Genomic DNA, 23,980 nt, shown 5'->3' on the forward strand with positions numbered 1-23,980 from the left:
TCGGGATGGTTTGGCGTCACCACGTCTGGGCATTCGTCTAGACGCCAGCCCAAACGAGATCAGGGGGGCGATGATGACCGGATCGGTACGTGAGGACGGCTTTGCGTCCAGCGGCAGCGCGGACATGAGCCCGGAGCAGCGGGTGCCCGAGTGGGGCGGCGATGAGCTCGCCGACCCGGCGGGCGCCACGGGTCTCGATGGCGACCTGCTCGGCATCGACCCGACGGAGTTGAACGACGAGGATCTGATCCGCGAGATGCACAGCCTGCACCGGACCCGCCTGGACACGCTGCGGCATGCGGCGGACTCCGCGCTCGCCAACCACCTGCGGCGCACGGCGGAGCTTGAGACCGAGTACCTGGCCCGCCACCCGGGCCGGGAGGTCGACCCGAGCCGCCTGCGGGACGCCTGATGCCGGCGCGTGCCGTGCGGGGCATGTCCGCGCCACCCGAGGTGGTCTTCAACACGGCCACCGACCCCGCCCGCGCCTCAGCCTGGCTGCCGGAGCCGCTGCGCGGCGATGGCAGCCCCGCCGCGGAGATCAGCGGTGAGGAGTTGCGGGCCAGATGGGGTGATGGCGACACCGGTGACTGGTCCGCCGAGATCCGGGTGGAACCGGCGGATTCTGGCGGTGCCCGGATCGAGCTCGACCTGGCCGACGGGTCGGACGGACCAGGTCCGGATCAGCTGGCCGACGAAGCGCTGACCAACCTGGTACGCGAGGTCGCCGACAACCTCCAGGCCGGCTGAAGCCCACCGCTGGCCGCGCGGGACGCCGCTCCCGCGCCACGACGAGATGTCACCATGAGATGAGATGTGAGGAGACCGGGTGACCGACACTGGCCTGCGACAGAAGGTAACGCGGCTGCGCCGGGCGTACGCGCCGCACGAGCATCGCCCGCTCGGCGGCTACCTGGTGGCGATGGGCACCTATGCCGGGGTGGCCGGGGCGCTCGCTGGCCTGGTCAAGGCGACCGGGCGGCCGGTGCCGGAGCGGCCGGCCCCGGCCGACGTGGTGCTGCTCTCCATCGCCACGCACAAGCTGAGCCGGCTGCTGTCCAAGGACGCGGTGACCAGCCCGCTGCGGGCGCCGTTCACCCAGTACGACCGCCCGATCGGCAGCGGCGAGGTGATGGAGCAGGTCCGCGACTCGGGCAGCTCCACCCGGCACGCCATCGGCGAGTTGCTGAGCTGCCCGTTCTGCCTGGCGGTCTGGGTGGCCACCGGGCTGACCGGCGGTCTGGTGCTCGCGCCCCGGCTGACCCGGCTCGTGGCCACCGCCCTGACGGCGGTCGCCGCGTCCGACTTCCTCCAGATGGCGTACGCGGCGGCGCAGCAGGCCGCCGAGGGCGGGCACAAGGACGACTGACGCGAAGACGAGCAGACGCAGCAGCGGGGGCCGGCAGACGCCGGCCCCCGCTGCACGTACGCCTCAGCGCTGCATACCGGACCAGCCGTGCGGCGACTCCGGCTCCCGTTCGTCCTCGTCCGCACCGGTGATGATGTCCCGGTCCACCGCCGTCTTGTCGTGTTCGTTGGCGAAGTCCGGCTCGGGCGTGGTGTCCCTGCCCTTCGGCGGTTGACCCAGCGCCGGCACCTTCTCGTCGTGGTCCTCGTGGTGCGTCATGTCGGTGTCCCTTCTGCGGTCACTCACGCGATGGAGCCGCCGAGCAGGTCGCTGGCCTCGTCCACCGCGTACTCGCCCTCGGGCAGCGCGTCGATTCGGGCTAGCAGGTCCGCCGGGAGTTCGGCGGCGACCGCCCGGCGGTAGATGTCCGCCTGGGTGATCCGCTCCTGGCCCCGGTAGATGTCGTCGAGCAGGTCGTCGAGGGCTCGGGTGTCCGGCTCGCCGGCCACGGATGCGTCGTCGGTCACGTGGATCAGCTACCCGGGCGGGAATCGGTCAAACGTCGCGCCAGCGGCCCGCGCCGGACCGTGGCGTCTCCCTTTGCTCTGCTTCAACCCACGCAACGTTTCCGGGCCTGACTGTTGCTTCGGTTGAAGCAGAGCAAAGGCGGCGTTGAGGGGGTGCCGGGCCCGGGGACACAGCGTCCGTCGGGAAAGACAGCGCCGCCCCCGGCCGGTGGGCCGGGGGCGGAGCTGGTGTCGGTGTGCAGGTCGCCTCTCGGCGAGTGGCACTACGCGGCTCCAGCCGGACGGTATTCCGCGAAGGCTATTTAGGTGAGGCCCGGGGACACTGGACACACCGACACCCCAGTCAACGAGCCGACCCCCAGCCATGTTCCGGGCACTGCGGTGACGGCCGTCACTCGATCAGGCCATCGTCGGCAGGGTGGCTCGGCGGGCCTGCACGGCGGAGGCCAGGTGGTCGAGCACCTCGGCCGTGTCGTCCCAGCCGAGGCAGGCGTCGGTGACCGAGCGGCCGTACTCCAGCTCCCGGGTCGGGTCGAGTTCCTGCCGGCCGGGCAGCAGGAACGACTCCAGCATCACGCCGGTGATCCCGCGCTGACCGGCGGCGAGCTGGGCGGCCACGTCCGCGGCGACCAGCGGCTGGTTGCGGTGGTCCTTGCCGCTGTTGGCGTGACTGGCGTCGATCACCAGCCGCTCCGGCAACCCGGCCGCCCGGAGCAGGTCGAGCGCGCCGGCGACCGAGTCAGCGTCGTAGTTGGGCCGGCCGCCCCCGCCGCGCAGCACCAGGTGCCCGTCGGTGTTACCCCGGGTGTGCATGATCGCCGGGGTGCCGGAGAAGTCGATGCCGGGGAAGACGTGCGGTACACCGGCGGCGCGGATCGCGTCCACGGCGGTGCCGATGCTGCCGTCCGGGCGGTTCTTCATGCCGATCGGCATGGACAGGCCGGAGGCGAGCTGTCGGTGCACCTGGCTCTCCACGGTGCGGGCGCCGATCGCGCCCCAGGCCACGGTGTCCGCGATGTACTGCGGCGTGATCGGGTCGAGGAACTCGCAGCCCACCGGCAGGCCGAGACGCAGCACGTCGAGCAGCAGCGCCCGGGCCAGCCGCAGGCCGGTGTTGACGTCGCCGCTGCCGTCCAGGCCCGGGTCGTTGATCAGGCCCTTCCAGCCGACCGTGGAGCGCGGCTTCTCGAAGTAGACCCGCATGACGATCAGCAGATCGTCGGCCAGCCGGTCGGCGGCGGTGCGCAGACGCTGGGCGTAGTCGAGTGCGGCGGCCGGATCGTGCACCGAGCAGGGGCCGACAACGACCAGCAGGCGGTCGTCCTCGCGGTCCAACACCCGACCCACCTCGCGGCGGCCGCTCAGCACGGCCGAGGCGAGCGGGGCGTCCAGGGGTAACTCGTGGTGCAGCAGGGCGGGCGTGGTCAGCGGCACGACACGGTCGATCCGCTGATCACTGACCCGATTGGTCTCCGGGGTCGTCACGGTGGGCATCCTTTCGCCGACCATGCCCGGGGCCGGTGCCCGGGACGAGCCGGCTGCTCGTACGCAAAAGGGCAGGAGCAACAGCTCCTGCCCAGCCGGCTCGGTCCGTGGTGACGTCAGCTCATGGTGAAATCACCGGCCTGCGAGCCGGCTGCCTAAACCATCGATACGACCACGTCACGAGCCCAGCCTACCCGACGCCGCCGGAACTCAGCGGGTCGTCCCAAGACGCTGGACGATCACCGCGTGGCAGGGCCGGGGTGGGGGTAACAGGGGTGCCATGACAGACGAGCAGAGCGATCAGGACCGGGTGGAATCCCGCGCGCACCTCCTACCCGAGGAGGCGGCGGTGGGCAGCGACGACCCGGAGGCGCAGGCGGAGGCCATCCTCGCCGACTCGGACATCCGTGAGGAGGACCAGAACGCCGCCCCGGACACGGTGCTGGAACGCCGTACCTCGGATCAGACGGTGGTCGCCGTCGAGCCGCCCGACTGAGCGGTCGCCCCGCGCGCCCGGCGTGACCCCCGGTAGGTCTGCTCCCGCAGCCAGGCCAGCGGACCGGTCGCCCGCAGTTCGGGTGGCAGGTTGCGCACCGGGTCGAAAGCCAGCGCCGCGTCCTCCTCGGCGCTGAGCTGGGCGCCGATGCTGACCTGCCCCACCGGCCGCCACGGCCCCACGGCGGACGCGACCGCGAGCACCAGGCGCGGCGTGTCCGTCCGGGTCGCGGCGGCCACCGTGGTCAGGCTGCGGCCGAGGCTGACCGAGTCGGGGTCGGCCAGCGCGGCCAGCCAGAGTCGGCGTGGGCCCACGCGGTAGCACATGATCGTGCTGTACGTCCCGGTGAAGCAGCGTCGGGGCAGCGGCAGGTTCCGCAGCGCCGGAGCCGCGCCGCTGGAGCTGACCAGCAGGTCGAACGGGAGCCCGGCGCCGGAGTGCAGGCGCAGCGCGAGGCCCAGCACGTCCGGCCAACTGCCGGGCGTGGGCGTCCCCTTGGAGAGACGGACGGTGGCCCGGTACCGGCCGGGGTAGTCGAGCATCGCGACCCCGGTGGGTGGTCCGGGCGTACCCCAGATCAACACCTCGCCGACGAACGAGCGACCGGCCGGATGCAGCAGCCGGCCGCGGCGCAGCCGGCTGAGCGCGGCGGTGGCGCGTTCGACGGCGGTGGCGGCCGGCCCGGCGGTCCGGGACGCGGGCGGGATGGCGGTCGGCGGGGTCATGCCCCTCCGGTACCCCGACCGGCGGCCTCGATGCCCGGGAGTCGGCTCGCCGACGGACCGCACGTCACCTTTCCGCCCGCTAGATCGGATAGCGTCGGGGCATGCCCGACAGTGGTTACCCCTGGCCCATCGAGACGTCCCGACTGGACAACGGCCTGCGCGTGGTGGTGAGTGAGGACCGCACCGCCCCCGCCGTGGCCGTCAACCTCTGGTACGACGTCGGCTCCCGGCACGAGCCGGCCGGGCAGACCGGCTTCGCCCACCTCTTCGAGCATCTGATGTTCGAGGGCTCGGTGAACGTGGCGAAGACCGAGCACATGAAGCTGATCCAGGGCTCCGGCGGCTCGCTCAACGCCACCACCAACCCGGACCGGACCAACTACTTCGAGACGGTCCCGGCCGAGCACCTGGAGTTGGCGCTCTGGCTGGAGGCCGACCGGATGGGCGGCCTGGTCCCCGCGCTGACCCAGGAGACGCTGGACAACCAGCGGGACGTGGTCAAGAACGAGCGCCGGCAGCGCTATGAGAACGTTCCGTACGGGGACGCCTGGCTGCGATTGTTGCCGTTGCTCTACCCGCCGGGGCACCCGTACCATCACGCGACGATCGGCTCGATGGCCGACCTGAACGCCGCCGACCTCGCCACCTTCCAGGCGTTCCACCAGACCTACTACGCGCCCAACAACGCGGTGCTCACCGTGGTCGGCGACGCCACCGCCTCCGACGTGTTCGCGCTCGCCGACAAGTACTTCGGGGCGCTGCCCGCACGCGATGACATCCCGCCGGCTCCGGACGGCCGTACCGTCCAGGCGACCGGGCAGGCGGCCGTCGAGTCGGTGAGCGCCGACGTGCCAGCGCCACGGGTCTACATCGCCCACCGCACCCACCCGTTCGGCAGTTCGGGATACAACGTGATCACCGTGCTCGCCACCGTTCTCGGCAGCGGTCGGGGCAGCCGGCTCTACCAGCGGCTCGCCGACGGCGAGAGGATCGCCCAGCCGGACCTGGTCGGGGCGTACGGAGTGGACCTCGCGCACGCGCCAGCGCCGCTGATCGCCACCGCCACCGCCCGCCCCGGGGTGAGCGCCGAGCGGCTGGCCGAAGGGCTGGCCGAGGTCGTCGACGAGCTGGCCACCGTGCCGGTCACCGCCGCGGAGCTGGACCGGGCAAAGGCGTTGCTCAGCACCGGATGGTGGCGTCAGCTGTCCACGGTGGACGGCCGCGCGGACCTGCTCGGGCGGTACGCCACGCAGTTCGGTGACCCCGCCCGCATCGCCGACCAGCTGCCGGGCCTGCTCGCGGTCACCGCCGAGCAGATCGCCGAGGCCGCCGCCGAGGTGCTCGCCACCGACCGGGTGACCCTGACCTACCTGCCCGAGGAGACCTCATGACGCTGATCGCCGACCGTCCCGGCCCGGGCGCCGCCCGCCCGTACCGGTTCCCGCCGGTGGTCCGTCGCGCCGTGGCCGGTGGCCACGTTGTCGCCGCGCACCTACCCGGGCAGAACCTCGCCGTGGCTCTGCTGCTGCTCGACGTGGGCGCCAGCCAGGAGCCCGTCGGCAAGGAGGGCCTGTCCGGGGTGCTCGCCAAGGCGCTGGAGGAGGGGACCGCGCAGCGGGACGCCGCCGCGTACGCGCTCGCCGTCGAAGGGCTCGGCACGGCGTTGGTGACCGGGCTGGACTGGGACTCGTTCCAGGCCAGCGTGGTGATCCCGGTGGACCGGCTCAGCGCCGCCGTGGAGTTGCTCGCCGAGGCGGTCCGGACGCCCAGGCTGGATCCCGCCGACGTGCGTCGGGTCCGCGACGACGAGGCCACCGCGCTGCGGATGGACTGGGCCAACCCGGGCCCGCGAGCCGACGCCGCGCTGCGCGCGGACCTCTTCGGCGCGGAGAACCGCTGGGGACGTCCGATGCACGGCGACCCGGAGTCGGTCGCCGGGTTGGACGTGGAGGACGTGACGGTCTTCCACTCCGAGTGGTTCCTGCGCCCCGGCACTCTCATCGTCGCCGGTGACCTGGACCGGATCGACCTGGACGCGCTGGCCGCCGCGGCGTTCGCCGGCACCGGTGGCGGCCCGGCCGAGCGGGGCGGCCCGATCGAGGTGCCGCTGCACACCGGCCGGCGGATCATCCTGGTGGACCGGCCCGGCTCGGTGCAGTCCACGCTGCGGCTGGGCCACCCGGCGCCACACCGGGCGCACCCCGACCACGTGCCGATGGCGCTCGCCGGCACGGTGCTCGGCGGGGCGTTCACCTCCCGGCTCAACCACCTGCTCCGCGAGGTGCACGGCTACACCTATGGCATCCGGGGTGACTTCGCCTCGTCCCGGCGGTTCGGGCGGTTCGCGGTCAGCTCCGGTGTGCAGACGGCGGTCACCGCGCCGGCCCTGGTCGAGGCGGTGGGCGAGATCACCCGTACCCAGGCCAGTGGGGTGACGGAGGACGAGCTGGAGGTCGCTCGATCCTGGCGCGCCGGGCAGCTCTCGGTCGAGTTGCAGAGCCCACGGGCGATCGCCTCCGCGCTGACCACGCTGGTGGTGCACGACCTGCCGGACGACTACCACGCTCGGCTGCGGGAGTCGCTGCTCGCCGCCACCGTGGACGAGGTTTCCGCAGCGGCTGCCACCCACCTGCACCCCGAAGCGCTGACCCTGGTCATCGAGGGCGACGCCGCCACCATCCGCGACGAACTAACGGCAGCCGCTCTAGGCGACCTGATCACCAACCCCTAACCCACACCCACACCCACCCACCCACCCACCCCCTTCCTCCTCGTTGATCAAGAGGTTTGCGTCAACCGGAGCACGATTTCTGACGCAAACCTCTTGATCAACTCCGGAGTTGGGGGGCGGGGGGAGGCGGGGTGAGGTGGGTGGGGCCGTGAGGGTGGTGAGGTGTGACGCGGGAGTGGTGGGAAAGGGCTCCCGGTTGTGGGGGTGGGCTGGGTAGCCTCGCGGGCATGAGGATCGGCATTGTGGGGGCCACCGGCCAGGTCGGTGGCGTGATGCGGCAGGTGCTGGCGGAACGGGAGTTCCCGGCGGAGCAGGTGCGGTTGTTCGCCTCGGCCCGGTCAGCAGGGCGGACGCTGCCCTGGCGGGACGGCGAGGTGACCGTCGAGGACGCCGCGACCGCGGACTACTCCGAGTTGGACATCGTGCTCTTCTCGGCCGGTAAGGGCACCGCCCAGGAGTTGGCCCCCCGGGTGGCCGAGGCCGGCGCCGTGGTGATCGACAACTCCTCGGCGTTCCGGATGGACCCGCTGGTGCCGCTGGTGGTCGCCGAGGTCAACCCGCACGCGTCCCTCGACCGCCCGAAGGGCATCATCGCCAACCCCAACTGCACCACGATGGCCGCGATGCCGGTGCTGCGCCCGCTGCACGCCGAGGCCGGCCTGGTCAGCCTGGTCGTCTCGACGTACCAGGCAGTCTCCGGTGCCGGGCTGGCCGGCGTCGCCGAGCTGGACGAGCAGGTCCGCAAGGTCGCCGAGCACGCCGCCGGGCTGGCCTTCGACGGCTCGGCCGTGGAATTCCCCGCGCCGCGTTCGTTCGCCGAGCCGATCGCCTTCAACGTGCTCCCGCTGGCCGGCTCGATCGTCGACGACGGCTCGTTCGAGACCGACGAGGAACAGAAGCTGCGCAACGAGAGCCGCAAGATCCTGGAGATCCCCGATCTGTTGGTCTCCGGCACCTGCGTCCGGGTGCCGGTCTTCACCGGCCACTCGCTCCAGATCAACGCCCGGTTCGCCCGGCCGATCACCCCGCAGCGGGCCCACGAACTGCTCGCCGACGCTCCCGGGGTCGCGCTGACCGCCGTACCGACGCCGTTGCAGGCTGCCGGGCAGGACCCGACCTACGTGGGACGGATCCGCGCCGACGAGACCGTCGAGTACGGGCTGGCGCTGTTCTGCTCCAACGACAACCTCCGCAAGGGTGCCGCGCTCAACGCGGTGCAGATCGCCGAGCTGGTCGCCGCCGAGCGTCGCTGACCGTCGCCGTCACTCCGAGGCCCCTGCCGGCAACCCGGCGGGGGCCTCGGTCTGTTCCGGCGAGGCGGACGCTGATCGCCGTACGCAGCATGGCGGGATGCGGGTCGGCGAGTGCGGCAGGGGCGGGGTGCGGGCGCCGGGCAAGCCCTGCGCGGCGGCCGGCCGGTCGTGCTTGGATGGACGAACCGACCCCGTGTCACCTGGAGGAAGCCGTGCCGGACGACCGTACCCAGCAGGCGTTGACCGACCTGATCGCCGGCCGTTCGATGGGCGTGCTGGCGACACTCAAGCGCGACGGTCGGCCGCAGATGTCCACAGTGGTCTACTCGTTCGACCGCGAGGCGGGGCTGATCCGGGTCTCGGTCACCGACGACCGCGCCAAGACCGCCAATCTGCGCCGGGACCCGCGGGCCAGCTTCCACGTCAGCAGTGCGGACGGCTGGGCGTACGCGGTGGTCGAGGGGCGCGCCGAGCTGACCGCGTCGGCCACGGAGCCCGGCGACGAGACCGTTGAGGAGCTGGTGGGGCTCTACCGGTCGCTGAGCGGCGAACACCCGGACTGGGACGACTACCGGCAGGCCATGGTCACCGAGCGGCGACTGGTGCTGCGCCTGCACGTGGAGCGCATCTACGGCATGCCGCCCCGAGGCTGACGCGACCGACTGTGTCGGTCAGCCCGGCTCGATCACGGTCACACCGGGCCAACGCTGCGCCGGCCGGTGCCGGGCCAGCCGTTGCCGGGACCGGGCGACATCCACCCGGGCGGGGTTGTGCCGCCACACCCCGCCCAACAGGTCCGTCAGGCCGTACGGGGCGCAGACCGCCAGCCGGTCGGCCCGGTCCAGCCGAACCGCCACGGCGGTGGCGTACTCCGGCCAGGTGGCGACCGCCTCGGCCACGCTGCGGTACGGGGCGATCGGGTCGCCACCGAACTTCGCCGCGTACCACGTGTGCACGGCCGCCTGGTTGCGCGCCTCCCACGGCGGCTCCGGCCAGGCCGCCGTCAGGCGGGCGGTGGCCCGGAGGTCGTCCTCGCGGCTCAGCGCCGTCGGGTCGAAGAAGACAACGTCCACGTCCCGGACCGTCGCCGGGTCGAACCCGTCGCCGTAACGCTCGCCCCAGACCAGGTCGCGCAGGGCCCCCGCGCCGATCCAGGCGTCCGGTAGGCCGGAATCGCGCACCACGGTCAGCGCCCGGGTCAGCCAGCCGCTGCCGGCGACCAGCTCCCGCAGCTCGTGCTCACCCGTCACCATCCGCCCACCGTAGGCGGCGGAGCGCGGGCCGCTCGGCCGGCCACCCGCGTTACCCCGCCCCTGGCGGCGGGTAGACGGGCGTGCCGACACCGAGAGGGGAGCACCATGACAACGGTCGGAGAGTTCATGACGACCCGGTTGGTGACGATGGACGGCAACGACACGCTCATCGCAGCGGCGCAGGAGATGCGTGACAGCGCGATTGGCGACGTGGTGGTGACCGACGGCGACAGCGTGGTCGGCATCGTCACGGACCGGGACATCACGGTCCGGGGTGTCGCCGAGAACATGGACCCGGGCTCGACCCGGCTGAGCCAGATCACCACCCGAGATGTGGTGACCGTGAGCCAGTACGACGACGCGGTGGCCGCCGCGGACCTGATGCGCACCTACGCCGTACGCCGGCTGCCGGTGATCGACGACGGGCGCCTGGTCGGTCTGGTCTCGATGGGTGACCTCGCGGTCGAGCGCGAACCGCAGTCGGTGCTGGCGGACATCAGCGCCGACGAACCGAACAACTGACCCGTCCGCCGCGGGCGCGCCGGTTCTCCCCTCGTGGGAGGGCCGGCGCTGCGGCGTCCGGACCCGGCTGAGTGGTCAGGACTGGTCGACCAGGACCCGCACGTCGGTGGCGGCGCGAGCGGCGGCCACCGTCGCGGCCTCGGCGTCGACCTCCCGCCGGATCCGGGCCGACAGCGCCGACCACGGGCTGACCGTCAGCTCCAGCCGCCCCTTTCCGGCCTGCCGCGCCCGCCAGGTGCCGACCACCTCGCCGTCCACCAGCAGGGCGCCGGGATTGCCGATCGCCCGCCACATCTGCCGCTGGTGCTCCCGCTCCGGCACGAGCAGGTCACGGTCGCGGCCGGCGAGGAAGGGGTCGCCCGGCGGCAGCAGCCGCACCAGCCGTGGCGCGGACGCGCCGGTCAACGAGTCGAGCGCGTCGGCCGGCAGCCAGGCGGCCCGCCCGTCGACCCGCACCTCGGCCAGGCCCGCCGGCCAGACCCGACGCAGCTCCGTCGTCGAGGTGCCGAGGAAGCCGGCGGCGTCGGCCGGGGTGGCCGGGCCGAGCAGCCGCAGGTACGTCATGACCAGCTCACCGGTGTGCGCCGCCGCGACGGGCGGACCTGACCAGTCGGGCAGAGGGGCGAGCCGGGCGGCCCGGCCGGACACCACGAGGCGCACCCCGCCGGCGAGACCGGCCTGCTGGAACACCGCACCGGAGATGTGCCTGGCCTCGCACGCCCGGCAGTCGTAGGTCAGCTCGACGGGCACCCGGTCGGAGACGGCCCGGCTGACCACGCCGCGCTCCAACTCGGAGGTGACCACCGACTGGAACGCTTCGGCCGTGGCCCGGAACGCGGCCAGCCCGAGCCGCGCCCCCGCGCCGATCTGGCCCGGGATCCGCCGGGTGGCGTCGGTGTCGCTGAGCGGCCAGAGCGCCGCGGCCAGCGCCGGCAGTTCGGCCCGGCGGTGCAGGTGTGGGGCGCCGCGGATCGACCAGACCAGCTCCAGACGTTCGTCCGGCCCGGTCGCACCCCGGGTCGCCAGCGCTTGCCGGGCCGTGCCGTAGGGCGTGTCCTGAACGCCGAGCGTCAGCACCGCCAGATCGCCCGGTCGCCGGTCGGCGGAGCGGTCGAGCTGTTGGGCCGCCACCCGGTAGGCGAGCACCTGCCGCCGGTCGACCTCTGGCATCTGCCTGGTCATGCGTCTCCCGTCCGGGTCGTCCCGTCTGGCCCGGCACGCTACCCGGCTCGTCCGACACCGCCCGGCCGTTCACCCGATCCGGGCGAGGTTGACCGCGGAACCGGCGGGGACCCGTGCGGGGACGTGTAAGCCGGCCGTCCGCCCGACGCGAGCGCGGTGGGTCGGATCCCGGGCCCGGCAACTGGGAGGAGTGGACCCGATGGTGGACGCGACCACGAGGTTCTTCGAGGACCTGGACCGGCGGGGGTACGAACCCCTGCTGGCGAAGACCTCCGGGACACTGCGCATCGACCTGCACGAGGGGGCGCAGACCCGGCACTGGCTGCTGAGGATCGACCACGGCCAGCTGAACGTGAGTCAGGAGGACCAGGAGGCCGACACGGTGATCGGGGCCAGCCCGGCGCTCTTCGACGACATCGCCTCGGGCCGCGAGCACGGCCTGGCCGCCCTGTTTCGCGGGGACATGACGGTGACGGGCGACGCCCGGCTGGTGGTGCAGGTGGAACGGATCTTCCCGGGGCCCCCGGATGCCCGTGGACCCCGTCGCCGCTTCGTGGGTGAGGTGCACTGATGGGCCAGAGCAACACGGTCCGGATCCTCGACGGCAACACCTTCGTCGTCTGCGAGGACACCGGCGACATCGAGGCGACGCCGAGCGAACCGACCGGGCTCTTCTCCATCGACACCCGATTCCTGTCGACCTGGGTGCTGACCGTCAACGGTGAGCGGCTCAACTCGCTCTCCTTCGACGACCTGCAGTACTTCGAGTCGCGGTTCTTCCTCGTCCCGGGGATGGCCACGCACTACGTGGACGCGAAGCTGTCGATCATCCGGGAGCGCGCGGTGGGTGGCAGCTTTCGGGAGCAGCTCACCATCCTCAACCACGACGAGAAGCCGGTCGACCTGGAAGTCCGGATGGACGCGGCGTCGGACTTCGCCGACCTGTTCCAGGTCAAGGACGAGATTCTGAACAAGAAGGGCGAGATCTACACCGAGGTGGAGTCGGACAGGCTGCGGTTGGGCTACCGGCGGGGCAACTTCCGGCGGGAAACGGTCATCTCGTCGTCGATGTCGGCCCGGTACGACAGCAAGGGGTTCGCGTACACCGTCCACCTGGAGCCCAACGAGCAGTGGGACGCCTCGATCGACGTCCAGACGCACGCCGTCGGACCCGGCGGCCGGGACCTGCGTTTCGGACTGCGGGTGCACGGCACCGAGCGGCTCGCCCTCCAGCACGATCTGGAGCAGTGGATCGCCGACGCCCCCAAGGTCAACAGTGAGCACGGCCGGGTGGCCAGCACGTACCGCCGCAGCCTGATCGACCTGGCGGCGCTGCGCTTCTCACCGTTGTCGCTGGGCGGTGCCACCCTGCCGGCCGCCGGCCTGCCCTGGTTCATGACCATGTTCGGTCGGGACAGCATCCTCACCTGCCTGCAGACGCTGCCGTTCACGCCGCAGTTGTCCAAGACCACGCTGCGCGTCCTGGCCTCCCTACAGGGCAGTCGGTTCGACGACTTCCGGGACGAGGACCCAGGGCGGATCCTGCACGAGATGCGCTACGGCGAGACCGCCGCCTTCGAGGAGCAGCCGCATTCGCCGTACTACGGCTCGGTGGACGCGACGCCGTTGTTCGTCGTGCTGCTCGACGAGTACGAGCGGTGGACCGGTGACGGCGCGCTGGTCAAGGAGTTGGAGCGGGAGTCCCGGGCGGCGCTGAGGTGGATCGACAACTACGCCGATCTGGTCGGCAACGGCTACATCTGGTACGAGCGGCGCAACACCGACACCGGCCTGGAGAACCAGTGCTGGAAGGACTCCTGGGACTCGATCTCCTATTCCGACGGCACGCTGCCGCCGTTCCCGCGGGCCACGTGCGAAGTGCAGGGGTACGCGTACGACGCGAAGATCCGCGCGGCCCGGATGGCCCGCGAGTTCTGGGATGACCCGGAGTTCGCCGACCAGTTGGAGCGGGAGGCGATGCAGCTGAAGGAGCGGTTCAACCGGGACTGGTGGGTGGCCGACGGCGAGTACTTCGCCCTGGCCCTGGACCCGGACGGCCGCCAGTGCGACATCCTCAGCTCGAACATCGGCCACCTGCTGTGGAGCGGGATCGTCGACCAGGAGCGAGCCGAGAAGATCGCGCAGCACCTGGTGGGGCCGCGGCTCTTCACCGGCTGGGGCGTACGCACGCTGGCCGAGGGGGAGGTCCGATACAACCCGATCGGCTACCACAACGGCACGATCTGGCCGTTCGACAACTCGTTCATCGCCTGGGGCCTGCGCCGGTACGGCTTCGCCGAGGAGGCCGCCACCATCGCCAGCGGCATCCTGGATGCGGCCACCTACTTCGATGGCCGGTTGCCGGAGGCGTTCGGCGGCTACCCACGGGAGCTGACCAAGTTCCCGGTGGAGTACCCGACGGCGTGTAGCCCACAGGCCTGGTCGACCGGTACGCCGCTGCTGCTGCTGCGCACCATGCTCGGTCTGGAGCCGCACGAGGGTCATCTGGCGGTCGAGCCGCGGCTGCCGGTGGGGATGGGCCGGATCGAGGTGCTGGACATCCCGGGTCGCTGGGGTCGGGTGGACGCGTTCGCCCGGGGCCGACTGGACCTGGACAACCTCGCCGACTGACCAGCTCGACGAAGAACCGGCGGTGGCGCGCAGCCCCGCGCCGCCGCCGGCTCTCCACCCAGGCGATCCACAGAGCGGCAGGGTAGATTCTGCGGATGCCGGAGCTCGTTTACCCGCCCGTTATCGCCTCCCTCAAGACGATGTTCCGGGTCCTCGACCTGAAGATCACCATCGAGGGCGCCCACCACGTACCCCGCACCGGCGGGGCGGTGCTGGCCAGCAACCACGTCAGCTACCTCGACTTCATCTTCGCCGGCCTGGGCGCGAACGAGTCGGGTCGACTGGTTCGGTTCATGGCCAAGAAGTCGGTCTTCGCGCACCGGATCGGCGGCCCGTTGATGCGCGGGATGAAGCACATCCCGGTGGACCGTGAGGCCGGCGCGGCCTCGTTCCGCACCGCCGTGGAAGCGCTCAAGCGCGGCGAGGTCGTCGGCGTCTTCCCCGAGGCGACGATCAGCCGGTCGTTCACCGTCAAGGAGCTCAAGAGCGGCACCGTCCGGATGGCCCGCTCGGCGAAGGTGCCGGTGTTGCCGGTCGCGCTCTGGGGCACGCAGCGGCTCTGGACCAAGGGTCGGCCGCGTACGCTCACCCGCCGGCACACGCCGATCACCATCCTGATCGGCGAGCCGATCAATCCGGCGGACTTCCCGGACCCGAACGTGCTGGCCGCCGAGTTGACCGTCCGGCTGGGCGCGCTCGTCGACCGGGCCCAGCGGGAGTACCCGGACGCGCCGGCCGGCCCGGACGACACCTGGTGGCAGCCCGCGCACCTGGGGGGCAGCGCACCCACGCTGGACGAGGCCGCCGCTCTGGAGGCCGCCGCCGAGCACCGCACCTCCACCGCCTGACGCCGTGGTGGCCGGATCGTTCCGCATCTGGGCATGATGGTGTCTCCCGGTGCGGTCGCGATCCGGTCAGGATCTTCAGTCATGAGCAGAGCAGCACTCGTCGTGATCGACGTCCAGGAATCCTTCCGCCAGCGCCCGATCTGGGCGTACGGCTCGAACCCCGACATGATCCGGCAGGTCGAACGTCTGGTCGTCGCCGCCCGGGAGCGCGGCGACCTGGTGGTCTGGGTCCTGCACTCCGAGCCCGGCACGGGCGGGTTGTTCGACCCCGCACTCGGGCACGTCCGGCTGATCGACGGGCTGGTCCCGGCCGAGGGCGAGCCGACGCTGGTCAAGACCGCGCACAACGCGTTCACCACCACGAATCTCCAGCAGTTGCTCACTGAGGCCGGCATCCACGACCTCACCGTCTGTGGCATCCGCACCGAGCAGTGCGTGGAGACCACCACCCGGGTCGGCTCGGATCTCGGCTACCGGATGACCTTCGTCACCGACGCCACGCTGACCTTCCCCATCCCACACCGGGACCTGCCGGCGACCGCCACGGTCGCGGAGATCCTCGCCGACCCGCGCACCCTGACCAACGAGGAGATCGTCACCCGCACCGAGTACGTGTTGGCTGGCCGCTTCGCGACCATCCGCACCGTGGACGAGGTGACCGGCGCGACCCTCGCCGGCACCCGGAGCTGACGCGATGTCCCGGGTCGTCTTCCTGCTGGTCCCGCAGTTGCATCTGCTGGATCTCGCCGGGCCGGCCCAGGTCTTCTCCAGCGCCGCCGACTTCGGGTACGACTATCAGCTGCACTACGTCGCCGAGCGGGAGCAGGTGCCCACCGTGCAGGGCGTACCGCTGATCGCCGACACCCGGTGGCCCGAGCTGACCCCGGACGACCTGGTGATCGTGCCCGGTTGGCGGCCATCGGCGCACGGACCGCAGGGGCCGGTGTCGCCCGGCGACCTGCGGCGGCTGGCCGACCATCACGCGGCGGGCGGCACCGTGGCCAGCGTCTGCGCCGGGGCGTACGCCCTCGGGCGGGCCGGCCTGCTCGACGGTCGACGCTGCACCACCCACCACGAGGTGCAGGACGACCTGGCCCGCCGACACCCGGCGGCCCTGGTCATCCGCGACGTGCTGTACGTGGTCGACGATCGGGTGGTCACCTCGGCCGGCATCGCCAGTGGCATCGACGTGGCGCTGCACCTGGTGGCCACCCGGCACGGCCCGGGGACCGCTGCGAAGATCGCCCGCACGCTGGTCGTCTACGCCCGGCGCAACGGGCACGAGCCGCAGGCCAGCGCGATGATGCGGCACCGCTCCCACCTGTCCGACTCGGTGCACCGGGTGCAGGACCTGATCGACAGCCGGTACGCGGACCCGCTGCCACTGGCCGAGCTGGCCGCCGCTGGCGGCGTGGCCGAACGGACGCTGACCCGGCTGTTCCGTTCGACGACGGGGCTCACCCCGCTCGGCTACCAGCAGTTGCTGCGGGTGGAACGCGCCGAGCACCTGATCGGGCACGGCACGACCATGGAAGCCGCCGCGCGGACCGTCGGCTTCACCGATGCCCGGATGCTGCGCCGCCTGCGAGCCCGCCCCACGAGGTCGGCTCTGGACCCGAGCGGTAGTAGTCGTCCCGGGAGTGGAACTCCACCGGCAGAGAGCCGGGCAGCGTGACCCGGGTGTCCCCGGCGAGCAGGCTGGGGCCGGCCCGCAGCAGCAGCACGTCGCGCTCCTGACCCGAGAGGTCGACCAGTTCCGGGCGGGTGAGCCGGAACATGGCCACCGCCCGGCGAACCTGCCGGGCCAGCGCGACGACTTCACTGGGCGGCCCGCCGAGGGCCAACGCCGGCTGCTGAATGGTGCGCAACGCGTCGCAGACGATCAGCACCTGCGCCGACGCGTCCCGCTCGGCTGCCCGCAGCTCCAACCGGGACGGCCACTGCCAGCGGATCTGCCCGCTCATCAGGCCGTTCAGCCGGCCGGCCGGTCGGGACCGGGGCGTGTCGTCGACGACCAGCGACAACTGCGAGCCGCTGCCTGCCCAGCAGATCCGCTGGTCGGTGACGGTCACCGAGACCGGCTCGGGCAGCCGCCAACCGCGCCGCGCTTCGCTCGGCCCGAGCAGGTAGCCCGCGACCAGTAGCCGGTGCCGCCCGAGCACCTGCTCACCGGGCACCGGACGCAGGTCGTAGCGGCGATCAAGGGTCGGCCCCACATCGTCGTCCGGAGCATCGAAGCGGTGGGGGCCGATGAAAAAGGGGGACGCGTCGGCGTGCATCGTCACGACCTCCCGGTCAGCTGGCTGTGCTGTGAAGCCTTGCGGATCGGGCGACCGCTGTCATGACGCCCGTTAGGGGGTCGGCCGGTCGTGCATCGCCTGTGACCGGTAGATGCCAATCTCCTCCGGGCGGACGAGGCCGTCCTCGATCGCGCGGGCGAGTAGTGCCGCCTTTGTGGCGGCTGGCCGCCCCGCCCGGGTGTACTTGATCCGCGCACGGTCCACGTACTGCTTGACCGTGTGCTCGCTGATCTGCATCCGGCGGGCCACCGACGCCTTGGACATCGACTGGAACCAGAGCAGCAGCGCCTCACGCTCCTTGTCGGACAGCATCGGCCGGTCCGGCCGTGGGTCGCCGACCATCGCACCGGCCAGCGCGGGCGGCACGTACGGGCGGTCACTCGCGGCGGCCAGCACGGTCGCCACGCAGTGCTCCCGTCCCTCGTGCTTGGCCAGGAACGCCACCGCCCCGGCGTCCAGCGCGGCGAGCATGGTCTCCGGGTCTGTGTGCTCCGAATAGACCACCACCCGTCGCCCGGCGGCGCTCAGCTCGGCCAACTTGTCCAGCGCCATCCGCCCGTGCAGCCGTAGGTCGAGCAGAACCACGTCGGCGGTCGGCGCAACTCGCAGCACTTCGTCCGGGTCGTCGCCGGTGGCCAGCACGGTCAGCCGAGGCTCGGTGGCGAGCCAGGCGCGAACCCCCTCGACCACCACCGGGTGGTCGTCGACGATCGCCACCCCGATCGGCCGGTCACCGGTCACCGCCGCCACCGGGTCTGCGCCCATCTGATGTCCCCGTCCCGTTCGTAGAGGTGCTGCACCGGCCCGTCGTCGTGCTCCCCGAGTGGCGGGCCCGTCGCCTCCGGACCCTCCCGGTCGGGCGTGACCAGGCTGACCACCACCTCGTTCGGGCCGGAGACCACGGTCAGCCGGGCCCAGCCCCGGGCGTCGGCGAGAATGCCGGTGAGCGGGTCGGCCAGCCGGCGCCGGATCTCCACCGGCAGCGGCGGTGGGGTGCCGATGGTGACCAGGTCGATCGGCAGGCCGTTGCGTTCGGCCAGGTCGGCGGCGGCCCGCAGCTCGTGCAGCAGCGGGTCCGGCACGTCGTCAGACTCGGCGATCAGGCGGCGCAGCCGGGCTGCGGCCAGCACGCACCGGCGCTGCACCTCCGGGTCGTCCGGGTCGGCCTGACCGGCGGCCAACTCCCCGAGCACCCGCCCGGCCGCCGAGCTGACCAGCGCGAGCCGGTCCCGGCGTTCCCGAAGAGCACGCTCGGCGGCATCCCGCTCCGCGGCCATCGCATGACCGGCGGCCGAGACAGCGGCCCGTTCCCGAGCCATGCCGACGATCGTCGTGCTGCCCACGAACACCGCCACCGGCAGCGAGAACGTGCCGTAGACGTACATCACGTAGCGGGCCACGTCGGCCGGGTCGTGGCCGTGCCCGAGCACGGCGACCAGCGCGATCAACGCGTGCGTGGTCAGCAGCGCGATCAGCCCCACGACCCGCCGGCCCCACAGCGCCAGCACGAAGAACCAGCCGAGCGTGCCCCACACCCAGTTGGCGGCGGTGAACAACTGCTGCTCACCGGCCGCGGCGAAGACCGCCGCATCAACGGCGAGCAGCAGCCCGGCGAACGCCCATGGCAGCAGCGGCGCGCCGCGCAGAAGCCGCACCCCGGCCACCGCGCCGGCCACCGCGACCAGCACCCAGCCGCCGAGCACCACCGCCGGCGCGGCGAACTCCGCGCGCGCGGCCAGCACCGCCGGCAGCCCGATCGCGACGTGCCAGGCCAGCGCGATGGCGACGGCGACGATCCGGGCTCCCCGGTCGGATGCGTGCGCCACGGCAGCCGGCGCGGCGAGCCCCGCGGTGGACGTCGGCTCCCGGGGCACCGGCACGCTGACCGATATCCCGACCGGGACCTCCGATAAGGCGGTGCGGGGCGCCGGGGCGCCGAGGTCAGCCGACACCGGGCCACTCCAGTCGAATCCGCGTGCCCGCGCCGACTGCCGAGTGCACGTCGGCCCGCCCACCGACCGCAGCCATCCGGCCGCCGATCGACTCGCGCAACCCGTACCGGTGGGGTGGGACGGTGGCCGGGTCGAAACCGGGGCCGTCGTCGACGACCTCGACCACGACGGCGATCGCGTGCCGGGTCAGCCGCAGTGTGGCCCGCGCGCCCGGGGCGTGGCGGACCACGTTGGACAGGGCCGCGTAGGCGCTCTCGCTGATCGCGTCGGCCACGCCGGCGGGGACCGCGCACGACGCCAGGTCGAGATCTACCGAAAGCTCGGGCAGCCGCCCCGCCACCACCCGCAACCGCCCGTCCAGCGGCACCGGGCCGTCGCCGGCCACCGGGCCGACCTTGGTGAGCGCGACGAGGCTACGCAGATCGGCGCCACACCGTTCGCGAAAGGCGGCCGAGGGCCCGGCCACCGCGCCGAGCCCCACCATGGTGAGCGTGCCGAGCACCGTGTCGTGCAGGTCGCGATTCTGCTCGCGTTCGGCGTCGCGGGCGGCCCGCGCGACCAACGCCTCCCGGGTCAGCCGCTGATGTTCGACGAACGCGCCGTCCGCACGGCCGATCCGTCGGCGCATCACCGCCGTCATCATCGCCGTGCAGGCGGTCTGCACCAGCAGGGTGGCCGCGTGCGCCCGAGCCTCGACGGGATTGCCGGCCGCCTGCGCGCCCATCACGTACGTGGCGACGACGAGCAGCCCGGCCGGGATGGACCAGCGCGCCGGGGCAGTGGCCTGCGCATTGATCACCGTGGTGCTGGCCAGCACCGCGATCCAACTGCCCTCGCCGGGCAGCACCCCGGGTGCCACCAGCACGGGAATGAGGAGACAGGCCACCGCGGTGACCGCGACGTCACCGGCGACCAGGGCCGGGGTGATCCCATGGCGCAACGCGCGGTGGGCGTACCAGAGTGACCAGCCGGTCAGCGCGACCACACCAGGCAGCAACACGGCTGGCTCGACCGACGGGGCCTGCACCGACAGGGCCACCGCCGCACCGACCAGGCCGCAGGTCAGCCGCAGCAACGCCGGCAATGTGGTGAAGATGAGGCCGAATGCGCCGCCGGCCGGATTGTCCAGCGTGGGCGGCGGCACGGTTGAGGCGGCAACGGCCGGCATCGGGAAGTGTCCTTCCGACAACGACCCGGTCCGGGTCCGCGCGGCGTAGATCGACATCGGACAATAGCATGCCCGACCGTGAGCGATGCCCGACCGTGAGCGGAGTGTCGCTAATTCATCACCCTGTGCTGCGAGGTTGGAGCAGGTCCCACCGGTTGCCGTAGAGGTCGGCGAAGACCGCGACCGAGCCGTACGTCTCGTGGCGCGGCTCCTCCAGGAAGCGCACCCCGGCCGCCACCATCCGGGCGTGGTCCCGGGCGAAGTCCTCGGTGTACAGGAACAGCCCGACCCGGCCGCCGGTCTGGTCCCCGACCCGAGCACGCTGCTCGGCCTTACTCGCCCGGGCCAGCAGCAACGCCGTCTCCCGGGAGCCCGCCGGACGGACCACCACCCAGCGTGAGCCGTCCGGTCGGACGGTGTCCTCCACCAACTCGAAACCGAGGTCGCCGACATAGAAGTCGATCGCCTCGTCGTACTCGTTGACCAGCAGCGCGACAAGCCCCAGGTGTGCCATTCGGCCATCCTGCCGGCGGGCGCTCCGGGCTCACCCGGCGGCGTCCCCACGGGTCGCCCGCGTCACTTCGCCGGTCACTCAGGCGAACGCGATCGGGGTGGACTGAATGAACCAGCCGACGTCCCGACCATGGTCATCCACGGCGTTCACGTAGTCGATCGCCGCGTACTGGCGCCCGGCCTCGGGCATCACGAAGCTCTCCTGGATGTCGACGCCCGTGCCCGAGACGACGCGCACCACGTGGCGACCCGGTGGGACCTTCACTGGGAACAGGACGAAGTTGTGCTGGCCCTCGACCGCGAAGTGTTGATCGATGACCTCGGTGCCGTCGATGCTGACCGTGAGGACGACCGGGTCGTCCCTGAACGACTGGTTGCTCACCCAGAGGTGCAGGTTGGCCAGGTGCTCCTCGACGAGGCGGACGGCAGGCGCACCTGCCGTCGGCGACGACGGATCCGGTGCCGCGCTCGGCGGTGGGGGACCCGGCGTCGCGCTCGGCCCGGTGCAGCCCACCACGGCGAGGACCGCCGCCACACTCAGGACGGCGGCACGCAGGAAGACGCTGTTGTCCATCCTGCTGGGACGCCGAACGGCGGGTGTCGGTTCCGTTTCTCTTGGCCGGAACCGAGCGTGCTCGCCGTCCGTCCCATCTCTGCTGATGGGAAGGCGGTGAGCCGGATGCGCTCGGGTGGGTCGGTACTGGCGGTGGCGCTCCTCGGCGTGGCGTTGGGCGGGTGCGCGGGCATGGAAACCGGGCCGGTGGACGAGCCCGGTCCGGCCCAGGTCATCGAGATGTGGACGTCGTGCGCCGAAGCGGCACCGCAGGCCGGCAACGCGTTTTCGGTCCCGAACACGGGGGCGCCGTCACCGGCCGTGGTCGAACCGAAGATCGGGCGCATCGACCCCGCCTTCACCTCGGTCGCCGCCGTGCTCTGCGGGCGGGGGATCCGGCCTGGCCCCGACGGAGGTCAGGAGCAGATCGTCACCGAGCGACGCGCCGACGAGATCGCGCCGCTGCTCGCCGCCCTGCGCCTGCCCAACCAGCGGGCCGACGGGGAGATCGCCTGCACCCTCGACCTGGTCATCCCGCCCTGGCTGGCCCTGCTCGACGACCGGGGACGCTGGCTGCGGCCGTACCTACCGACAGACACTTGCGGCAAGCCGCGCGCCGAGGTGAGCGCCGCGCTGGCCGGGCTGCCGTGGACCACTGTGGACACCCGTACCGTCAGGTAGGTCGAATCCCCGGCGGCCGAGGCCGCCGGATGCGCGCAACAGTGGGCGGACATGGTGTGGGTGGAAACCCTGCTGGGGCCTGTTTGAGCCGGCAGGGCTGGCAAGCGAACGTCACAGGTGCGCACTACGGTCCCGGTATGGCTGCCAAGATCACCCTGACACTCGACTCCACCGACGCGCAGGTGCTCGCCTCCTTCTGGAAGACGGCCCTGGGCTACATCGATCAGCCGCCGCCACCGCCGTTCGCGACACGGGCGGAGTGGCTCGCGCAGTTCGACCTGCCGGAGGACGACCTTCCTGAGCACGCCGCGTGGCTGTGCGACCCGGATGGTGTCGGCCCCCGCCTCTCCATCCTCAACGTGCCCGAGCCCAAGACGGCGAAGAACCGCCTCCACATCGACATCCGGGTGCCGGGGCACGGTAGTCCCGACGAGCGGTGGGCGCGGATCAGGGCGGAGGCCGAGAGGCTGGTGCAGGCCGGCGGACGTGTCCTGGAGGAGGACGACCGGCATCACGTGGTGATGGCCGACCCGGAGGGCAACGAGTTCTGCGTGGCGGCAACCGCGGCCTGATTGGCGACTACGCGGCCCATGGGCAGGCTGCGCTGAACACTGGCCGGACCGGCAACGGGGACGGGATGTGCGGGCAGGCCGTCGTGGTGGCCGGCCTGCCCGCAGATCCAATCAAACCTAGCGGCGTTTCGCAGGGCAGCTTCCCCCGCTTGGGTGCCATGTAGGCCGTGGCCAGACGCATCATCCGTTGATCGCTGGAATCTGTCCCGAGCACGTCCGGGATTCTTACTGCCCCGGAAGGTATCCGCACACTGCTAACCCTCCTTGGAGCAGGTCAGCACGACCGTGCGATCGGGAGCGGCCATCACGCCAGCCTTCGTGCTCTGCTTCTTAACCGTCCAGTTCGGCGGGTACAGCACCAACTTGTCATCGGCGTCCTGCGACCCGAAAGTCACCTTTGTGAAGCCCAGATCGGTCAGCGTCTCGTACGCGACCTGCGCGTTCTGCCCGACCAGGTTCGGCATTTTCACCTTGGCTGGCGCCGCGGGCGTCGGCGGCGGCGCGGAAGAGTTCGCCGGGGCGGCGGAGGTCGCCGGAGCAGCCGGGGTCGTCACGACCGGGCTGCTCACCGCCGGAGTGCTGACGGCCGGCGGAAGGGAAACCAATGGCTGTCCGGCCGCCGGAGTCTTCTGATCGCTCGCACCCTGGGCGATCGCTCCCACGATCCCGCCGATGCAACACAGTGCGACGAGGCCAGCGACGACAAGCCCGATGATCGCGCCCTTCGACAGACGTGGCTTCGCGGGCGGTGGAGGAGGCAATGAAGGGGTGGCATGAGGTTGGGGAGGGTAGGTCACGCGGCCAGCCTGCACCCATGATCATCTGAGGGAAATCCACCGCACGGTCACGGCCAGTGCCCAATACGCCACCCGTTCGTCCCCGGATGGCTCCGCTACTCGCCCTGCTCAGGTCGAGCTGTCCGTCGACGCCGGCCACGCTCTCCTGATGATCTCTCCGAGCATGGAGAACGACTACGTACGCCCTCGCAGAAAATCTATGCGCCAAGCGCTAGACATTCCCGCCGTAGCCGGCTAACGTTCCTGAGGTCGAACACGGAGCAAACAAAGACGCTGACGTCGCCGCCCCACACGAGGGCGAAGGAGCGGGGCCAGGGAACGTGTAGGTCCTGCTCGGCACAGCGGCAGAAATATGCCGCAGTGAGGTAGTACGCACGAGAGGTTTTCAGTGGTAACCGGGCGTGATGCGCGACCGGGTGTGACAGCGGGTGGGGCCGAGGCTG

The 23,980-nt window shown here is 71.9% G+C and carries 29 protein-coding genes; 16 read left to right on the forward strand and 13 right to left on the reverse strand.

Annotated features, from left to right (window positions below):
* The first annotated feature begins 70 nt into the window (after positions 1–70).
* From ABZT18_RS20470 to ABZT18_RS20480, 3 genes are all read left to right on the forward strand, one after another.
* Positions 71–412 carry a DUF6158 family protein gene (locus tag ABZT18_RS20470; RefSeq protein ID WP_354996186.1) on the forward strand — a complete coding sequence of 114 codons (342 nt, stop codon included), beginning with the start codon at positions 71–73 and terminating at the stop codon, positions 410–412.
* Positions 412–750, forward strand: coding sequence for an SRPBCC family protein (locus ABZT18_RS20475; RefSeq protein WP_354996185.1), 339 nt, complete (start codon positions 412–414; stop codon positions 748–750). Before ABZT18_RS20470 ends, ABZT18_RS20475 begins: the two co-directional genes overlap by 1 nt.
* A 79-nt stretch (positions 751–829) precedes the next feature.
* Positions 830–1,369: a DUF1360 domain-containing protein gene (locus tag ABZT18_RS20480; RefSeq protein ID WP_354996184.1), complete on the forward strand. Its 540-nt coding sequence runs from the start codon at positions 830–832 to the stop codon at positions 1,367–1,369.
* 63 nt (positions 1,370–1,432) lie between these two features.
* Here ABZT18_RS20480 and ABZT18_RS20485 read toward each other — a convergent pair whose 3' ends face one another.
* The 3 genes from ABZT18_RS20485 to ABZT18_RS20495 all read right to left on the reverse strand — a co-directional run bounded on the left by ABZT18_RS20485 (position 1,433) and on the right by ABZT18_RS20495 (position 3,369).
* Positions 1,433–1,627, reverse strand: coding sequence for a hypothetical protein (locus ABZT18_RS20485; protein WP_053653058.1), 195 nt, complete (start codon positions 1,625–1,627; stop codon positions 1,433–1,435).
* 23 nt (positions 1,628–1,650) lie between these two features.
* A complete protein-coding gene (locus ABZT18_RS20490; protein ID WP_354996183.1) occupies positions 1,651–1,875 on the reverse strand; it encodes a hypothetical protein in 225 nt (74 codons plus the stop codon).
* 399 nt (positions 1,876–2,274) lie between these two features.
* Complete coding sequence (locus ABZT18_RS20495; protein WP_354996182.1) at positions 2,275–3,369, reverse strand: 3-deoxy-7-phosphoheptulonate synthase; 1,095 nt, start codon at positions 3,367–3,369, stop codon at positions 2,275–2,277.
* A gap of 271 nt (positions 3,370–3,640) precedes the next feature.
* On the opposite strand from ABZT18_RS20495, the gene ABZT18_RS20500 reads away from it, so the two are divergent.
* The gene (locus tag ABZT18_RS20500) at positions 3,641–3,856 is read left to right on the forward strand and encodes a hypothetical protein (protein WP_354996181.1); all 216 of its coding nucleotides are present in this window, start codon (positions 3,641–3,643) and stop codon (positions 3,854–3,856) included.
* Here the strand turns inward: ABZT18_RS20500 and ABZT18_RS20505 are convergent.
* Entirely contained in the window at positions 3,823–4,581 is a 759-nt protein-coding gene (locus ABZT18_RS20505; RefSeq protein WP_354996180.1) for a phosphodiesterase, read from the reverse strand. The two genes, ABZT18_RS20500 and ABZT18_RS20505, sit on opposite strands and share 34 nt — an antisense overlap.
* 101 nt (positions 4,582–4,682) lie before the next feature.
* Here ABZT18_RS20505 and ABZT18_RS20510 point away from each other — a divergent pair, with 101 nt between their 5' ends.
* The 4 genes from ABZT18_RS20510 (at position 4,683) to ABZT18_RS20525 (ending at position 9,218) form a co-directional block, all read left to right on the forward strand.
* On the forward strand, positions 4,683–5,972 hold the full coding sequence (locus tag ABZT18_RS20510; protein ID WP_354996179.1) for a pitrilysin family protein: 1,290 nt from the start codon (positions 4,683–4,685) through the stop codon (positions 5,970–5,972).
* On the forward strand, positions 5,969–7,312 hold the full coding sequence (locus tag ABZT18_RS20515; RefSeq protein WP_354996178.1) for a pitrilysin family protein: 1,344 nt from the start codon (positions 5,969–5,971) through the stop codon (positions 7,310–7,312). Before ABZT18_RS20510 ends, ABZT18_RS20515 begins: the two co-directional genes overlap by 4 nt.
* 227 nt (positions 7,313–7,539) lie before the next feature.
* Positions 7,540–8,565, forward strand: coding sequence for an aspartate-semialdehyde dehydrogenase (locus ABZT18_RS20520; RefSeq protein ID WP_354996177.1), 1,026 nt, complete (start codon positions 7,540–7,542; stop codon positions 8,563–8,565).
* A 176-nt stretch (positions 8,566–8,741) separates the two neighbouring features.
* A complete protein-coding gene (locus tag ABZT18_RS20525; RefSeq protein WP_354996176.1) occupies positions 8,742–9,218 on the forward strand; it encodes a PPOX class F420-dependent oxidoreductase in 477 nt (158 codons plus the stop codon).
* Positions 9,219–9,236: 18 nt separating this feature from the next.
* Here ABZT18_RS20525 and ABZT18_RS20530 read toward each other — a convergent pair whose 3' ends face one another.
* The gene (locus ABZT18_RS20530) at positions 9,237–9,818 is read right to left on the reverse strand and encodes a nucleotidyltransferase family protein (RefSeq protein ID WP_354996175.1); all 582 of its coding nucleotides are present in this window, start codon (positions 9,816–9,818) and stop codon (positions 9,237–9,239) included.
* A 105-nt stretch (positions 9,819–9,923) separates the two neighbouring features.
* Between ABZT18_RS20530 and ABZT18_RS20535 the strand changes: the two genes are divergently transcribed.
* Positions 9,924–10,340 (forward strand): CBS domain-containing protein, encoded by a 417-nt coding sequence (locus tag ABZT18_RS20535; RefSeq protein ID WP_354996174.1) that lies wholly within the window; start codon positions 9,924–9,926, stop codon positions 10,338–10,340.
* A gap of 75 nt (positions 10,341–10,415) precedes the next feature.
* Here ABZT18_RS20535 and ABZT18_RS20540 read toward each other — a convergent pair whose 3' ends face one another.
* Entirely contained in the window at positions 10,416–11,522 is a 1,107-nt protein-coding gene (locus tag ABZT18_RS20540; protein ID WP_354996173.1) for a crosslink repair DNA glycosylase YcaQ family protein, read from the reverse strand.
* Between the two features lie 199 nt (positions 11,523–11,721).
* Here ABZT18_RS20540 and ABZT18_RS20545 point away from each other — a divergent pair, with 199 nt between their 5' ends.
* From ABZT18_RS20545 to ABZT18_RS20565, 5 genes are all read left to right on the forward strand, one after another.
* Positions 11,722–12,093 (forward strand): SCP2 sterol-binding domain-containing protein, encoded by a 372-nt coding sequence (locus tag ABZT18_RS20545; RefSeq protein ID WP_354996172.1) that lies wholly within the window; start codon positions 11,722–11,724, stop codon positions 12,091–12,093.
* A complete protein-coding gene (locus tag ABZT18_RS20550) occupies positions 12,093–14,153 on the forward strand; it encodes a glycogen debranching N-terminal domain-containing protein (RefSeq protein ID WP_354996171.1) in 2,061 nt (686 codons plus the stop codon). Before ABZT18_RS20545 ends, ABZT18_RS20550 begins: the two co-directional genes overlap by 1 nt.
* Positions 14,154–14,248: 95 nt before the next feature.
* The gene (locus tag ABZT18_RS20555) at positions 14,249–15,001 is read left to right on the forward strand and encodes a lysophospholipid acyltransferase family protein (protein ID WP_354996170.1); all 753 of its coding nucleotides are present in this window, start codon (positions 14,249–14,251) and stop codon (positions 14,999–15,001) included.
* Between the two features lie 81 nt (positions 15,002–15,082).
* Positions 15,083–15,691, forward strand: coding sequence for an isochorismatase family protein (locus ABZT18_RS20560; protein ID WP_354996169.1), 609 nt, complete (start codon positions 15,083–15,085; stop codon positions 15,689–15,691).
* 4 nt (positions 15,692–15,695) lie between these two features.
* Positions 15,696–16,676: a DJ-1/PfpI family protein gene (locus ABZT18_RS20565; RefSeq protein ID WP_354996168.1), complete on the forward strand. Its 981-nt coding sequence runs from the start codon at positions 15,696–15,698 to the stop codon at positions 16,674–16,676.
* Here ABZT18_RS20565 and ABZT18_RS20570 read toward each other — a convergent pair.
* The 6 genes from ABZT18_RS20570 to ABZT18_RS20595 form a co-directional block, all read right to left on the reverse strand.
* The gene (locus ABZT18_RS20570; RefSeq protein ID WP_354996167.1) at positions 16,558–17,280 is read right to left on the reverse strand and encodes a hypothetical protein; all 723 of its coding nucleotides are present in this window, start codon (positions 17,278–17,280) and stop codon (positions 16,558–16,560) included. The genes ABZT18_RS20565 and ABZT18_RS20570 overlap by 119 nt on opposite strands.
* A 72-nt stretch (positions 17,281–17,352) precedes the next feature.
* Positions 17,353–18,066, reverse strand: coding sequence for a response regulator transcription factor (locus tag ABZT18_RS20575; protein ID WP_354996166.1), 714 nt, complete (start codon positions 18,064–18,066; stop codon positions 17,353–17,355).
* On the reverse strand, positions 18,039–19,181 hold the full coding sequence (locus ABZT18_RS20580) for a hypothetical protein (RefSeq protein WP_354996165.1): 1,143 nt from the start codon (positions 19,179–19,181) through the stop codon (positions 18,039–18,041). The genes ABZT18_RS20575 and ABZT18_RS20580 overlap by 28 nt, the downstream gene beginning before the upstream one ends.
* Positions 19,182–19,242: 61 nt before the next feature.
* A complete protein-coding gene (locus ABZT18_RS20585) occupies positions 19,243–20,421 on the reverse strand; it encodes an ATP-binding protein (RefSeq protein ID WP_354996243.1) in 1,179 nt (392 codons plus the stop codon).
* A gap of 118 nt (positions 20,422–20,539) precedes the next feature.
* A complete protein-coding gene (locus ABZT18_RS20590) occupies positions 20,540–20,935 on the reverse strand; it encodes a VOC family protein (RefSeq protein WP_354996164.1) in 396 nt (131 codons plus the stop codon).
* Positions 20,936–21,013: 78 nt separating this feature from the next.
* A complete protein-coding gene (locus ABZT18_RS20595; RefSeq protein ID WP_354996163.1) occupies positions 21,014–21,508 on the reverse strand; it encodes a hypothetical protein in 495 nt (164 codons plus the stop codon).
* 105 nt (positions 21,509–21,613) lie between these two features.
* Between ABZT18_RS20595 and ABZT18_RS20600 the strand changes: the two genes are divergently transcribed.
* Together ABZT18_RS20600 and ABZT18_RS20605 are read left to right on the forward strand one after the other, a co-directional pair.
* Positions 21,614–22,168: a hypothetical protein gene (locus ABZT18_RS20600; RefSeq protein ID WP_354996162.1), complete on the forward strand. Its 555-nt coding sequence runs from the start codon at positions 21,614–21,616 to the stop codon at positions 22,166–22,168.
* A gap of 137 nt (positions 22,169–22,305) precedes the next feature.
* Positions 22,306–22,740, forward strand: a complete 435-nt coding sequence (locus tag ABZT18_RS20605) for a VOC family protein (protein WP_354996161.1) — start codon at positions 22,306–22,308, stop codon at positions 22,738–22,740.
* A 254-nt stretch (positions 22,741–22,994) separates the two neighbouring features.
* Here the strand turns inward: ABZT18_RS20605 and ABZT18_RS20610 are convergent, their stop codons facing one another.
* The gene (locus ABZT18_RS20610; RefSeq protein WP_354996160.1) at positions 22,995–23,537 is read right to left on the reverse strand and encodes a PASTA domain-containing protein; all 543 of its coding nucleotides are present in this window, start codon (positions 23,535–23,537) and stop codon (positions 22,995–22,997) included.
* Positions 23,538–23,980: the final 443 nt, after the last annotated feature.

It is taken from the genome of Micromonospora sp. NPDC005291, assembly GCF_040607415.1.
Classification (GTDB): domain Bacteria; phylum Actinomycetota; class Actinomycetes; order Mycobacteriales; family Micromonosporaceae; genus Micromonospora.

Coding starts and splice junctions, on each gene's coding strand:
- ABZT18_RS20470 (WP_354996186.1), top strand. CDS start 71: ATGATGACCGGATCGGTACGTGAGGACGGCTTTGCGTCCAGCGGCAGC.
- ABZT18_RS20475 (WP_354996185.1), top strand. CDS start 412: ATGCCGGCGCGTGCCGTGCGGGGCATGTCCGCGCCACCCGAGGTGGTC.
- ABZT18_RS20485 (WP_053653058.1), bottom strand. CDS start 1,627: ATGACGCACCACGAGGACCACGACGAGAAGGTGCCGGCGCTGGGTCAA.
- ABZT18_RS20495 (WP_354996182.1), bottom strand. CDS start 3,369: ATGCCCACCGTGACGACCCCGGAGACCAATCGGGTCAGTGATCAGCGG.
- ABZT18_RS20500 (WP_354996181.1), top strand. CDS start 3,641: ATGACAGACGAGCAGAGCGATCAGGACCGGGTGGAATCCCGCGCGCAC.
- ABZT18_RS20505 (WP_354996180.1), bottom strand. CDS start 4,581: ATGACCCCGCCGACCGCCATCCCGCCCGCGTCCCGGACCGCCGGGCCG.
- ABZT18_RS20510 (WP_354996179.1), top strand. CDS start 4,683: ATGCCCGACAGTGGTTACCCCTGGCCCATCGAGACGTCCCGACTGGAC.
- ABZT18_RS20515 (WP_354996178.1), top strand. CDS start 5,969: ATGACGCTGATCGCCGACCGTCCCGGCCCGGGCGCCGCCCGCCCGTAC.
- ABZT18_RS20520 (WP_354996177.1), top strand. CDS start 7,540: ATGAGGATCGGCATTGTGGGGGCCACCGGCCAGGTCGGTGGCGTGATG.
- ABZT18_RS20525 (WP_354996176.1), top strand. CDS start 8,742: ATGGACGAACCGACCCCGTGTCACCTGGAGGAAGCCGTGCCGGACGAC.
- ABZT18_RS20530 (WP_354996175.1), bottom strand. CDS start 9,818: ATGGTGACGGGTGAGCACGAGCTGCGGGAGCTGGTCGCCGGCAGCGGC.
- ABZT18_RS20535 (WP_354996174.1), top strand. CDS start 9,924: ATGACAACGGTCGGAGAGTTCATGACGACCCGGTTGGTGACGATGGAC.
- ABZT18_RS20540 (WP_354996173.1), bottom strand. CDS start 11,522: ATGACCAGGCAGATGCCAGAGGTCGACCGGCGGCAGGTGCTCGCCTAC.
- ABZT18_RS20545 (WP_354996172.1), top strand. CDS start 11,722: ATGGTGGACGCGACCACGAGGTTCTTCGAGGACCTGGACCGGCGGGGG.
- ABZT18_RS20550 (WP_354996171.1), top strand. CDS start 12,093: ATGGGCCAGAGCAACACGGTCCGGATCCTCGACGGCAACACCTTCGTC.
- ABZT18_RS20555 (WP_354996170.1), top strand. CDS start 14,249: ATGCCGGAGCTCGTTTACCCGCCCGTTATCGCCTCCCTCAAGACGATG.
- ABZT18_RS20560 (WP_354996169.1), top strand. CDS start 15,083: ATGAGCAGAGCAGCACTCGTCGTGATCGACGTCCAGGAATCCTTCCGC.
- ABZT18_RS20565 (WP_354996168.1), top strand. CDS start 15,696: ATGTCCCGGGTCGTCTTCCTGCTGGTCCCGCAGTTGCATCTGCTGGAT.
- ABZT18_RS20570 (WP_354996167.1), bottom strand. CDS start 17,280: ATGCACGCCGACGCGTCCCCCTTTTTCATCGGCCCCCACCGCTTCGAT.
- ABZT18_RS20575 (WP_354996166.1), bottom strand. CDS start 18,066: ATGGGCGCAGACCCGGTGGCGGCGGTGACCGGTGACCGGCCGATCGGG.
- ABZT18_RS20585 (WP_354996243.1), bottom strand. CDS start 20,421: ATGCCGGCCGTTGCCGCCTCAACCGTGCCGCCGCCCACGCTGGACAAT.
- ABZT18_RS20590 (WP_354996164.1), bottom strand. CDS start 20,935: ATGGCACACCTGGGGCTTGTCGCGCTGCTGGTCAACGAGTACGACGAG.
- ABZT18_RS20595 (WP_354996163.1), bottom strand. CDS start 21,508: ATGGACAACAGCGTCTTCCTGCGTGCCGCCGTCCTGAGTGTGGCGGCG.
- ABZT18_RS20600 (WP_354996162.1), top strand. CDS start 21,614: ATGCGCTCGGGTGGGTCGGTACTGGCGGTGGCGCTCCTCGGCGTGGCG.
- ABZT18_RS20605 (WP_354996161.1), top strand. CDS start 22,306: ATGGCTGCCAAGATCACCCTGACACTCGACTCCACCGACGCGCAGGTG.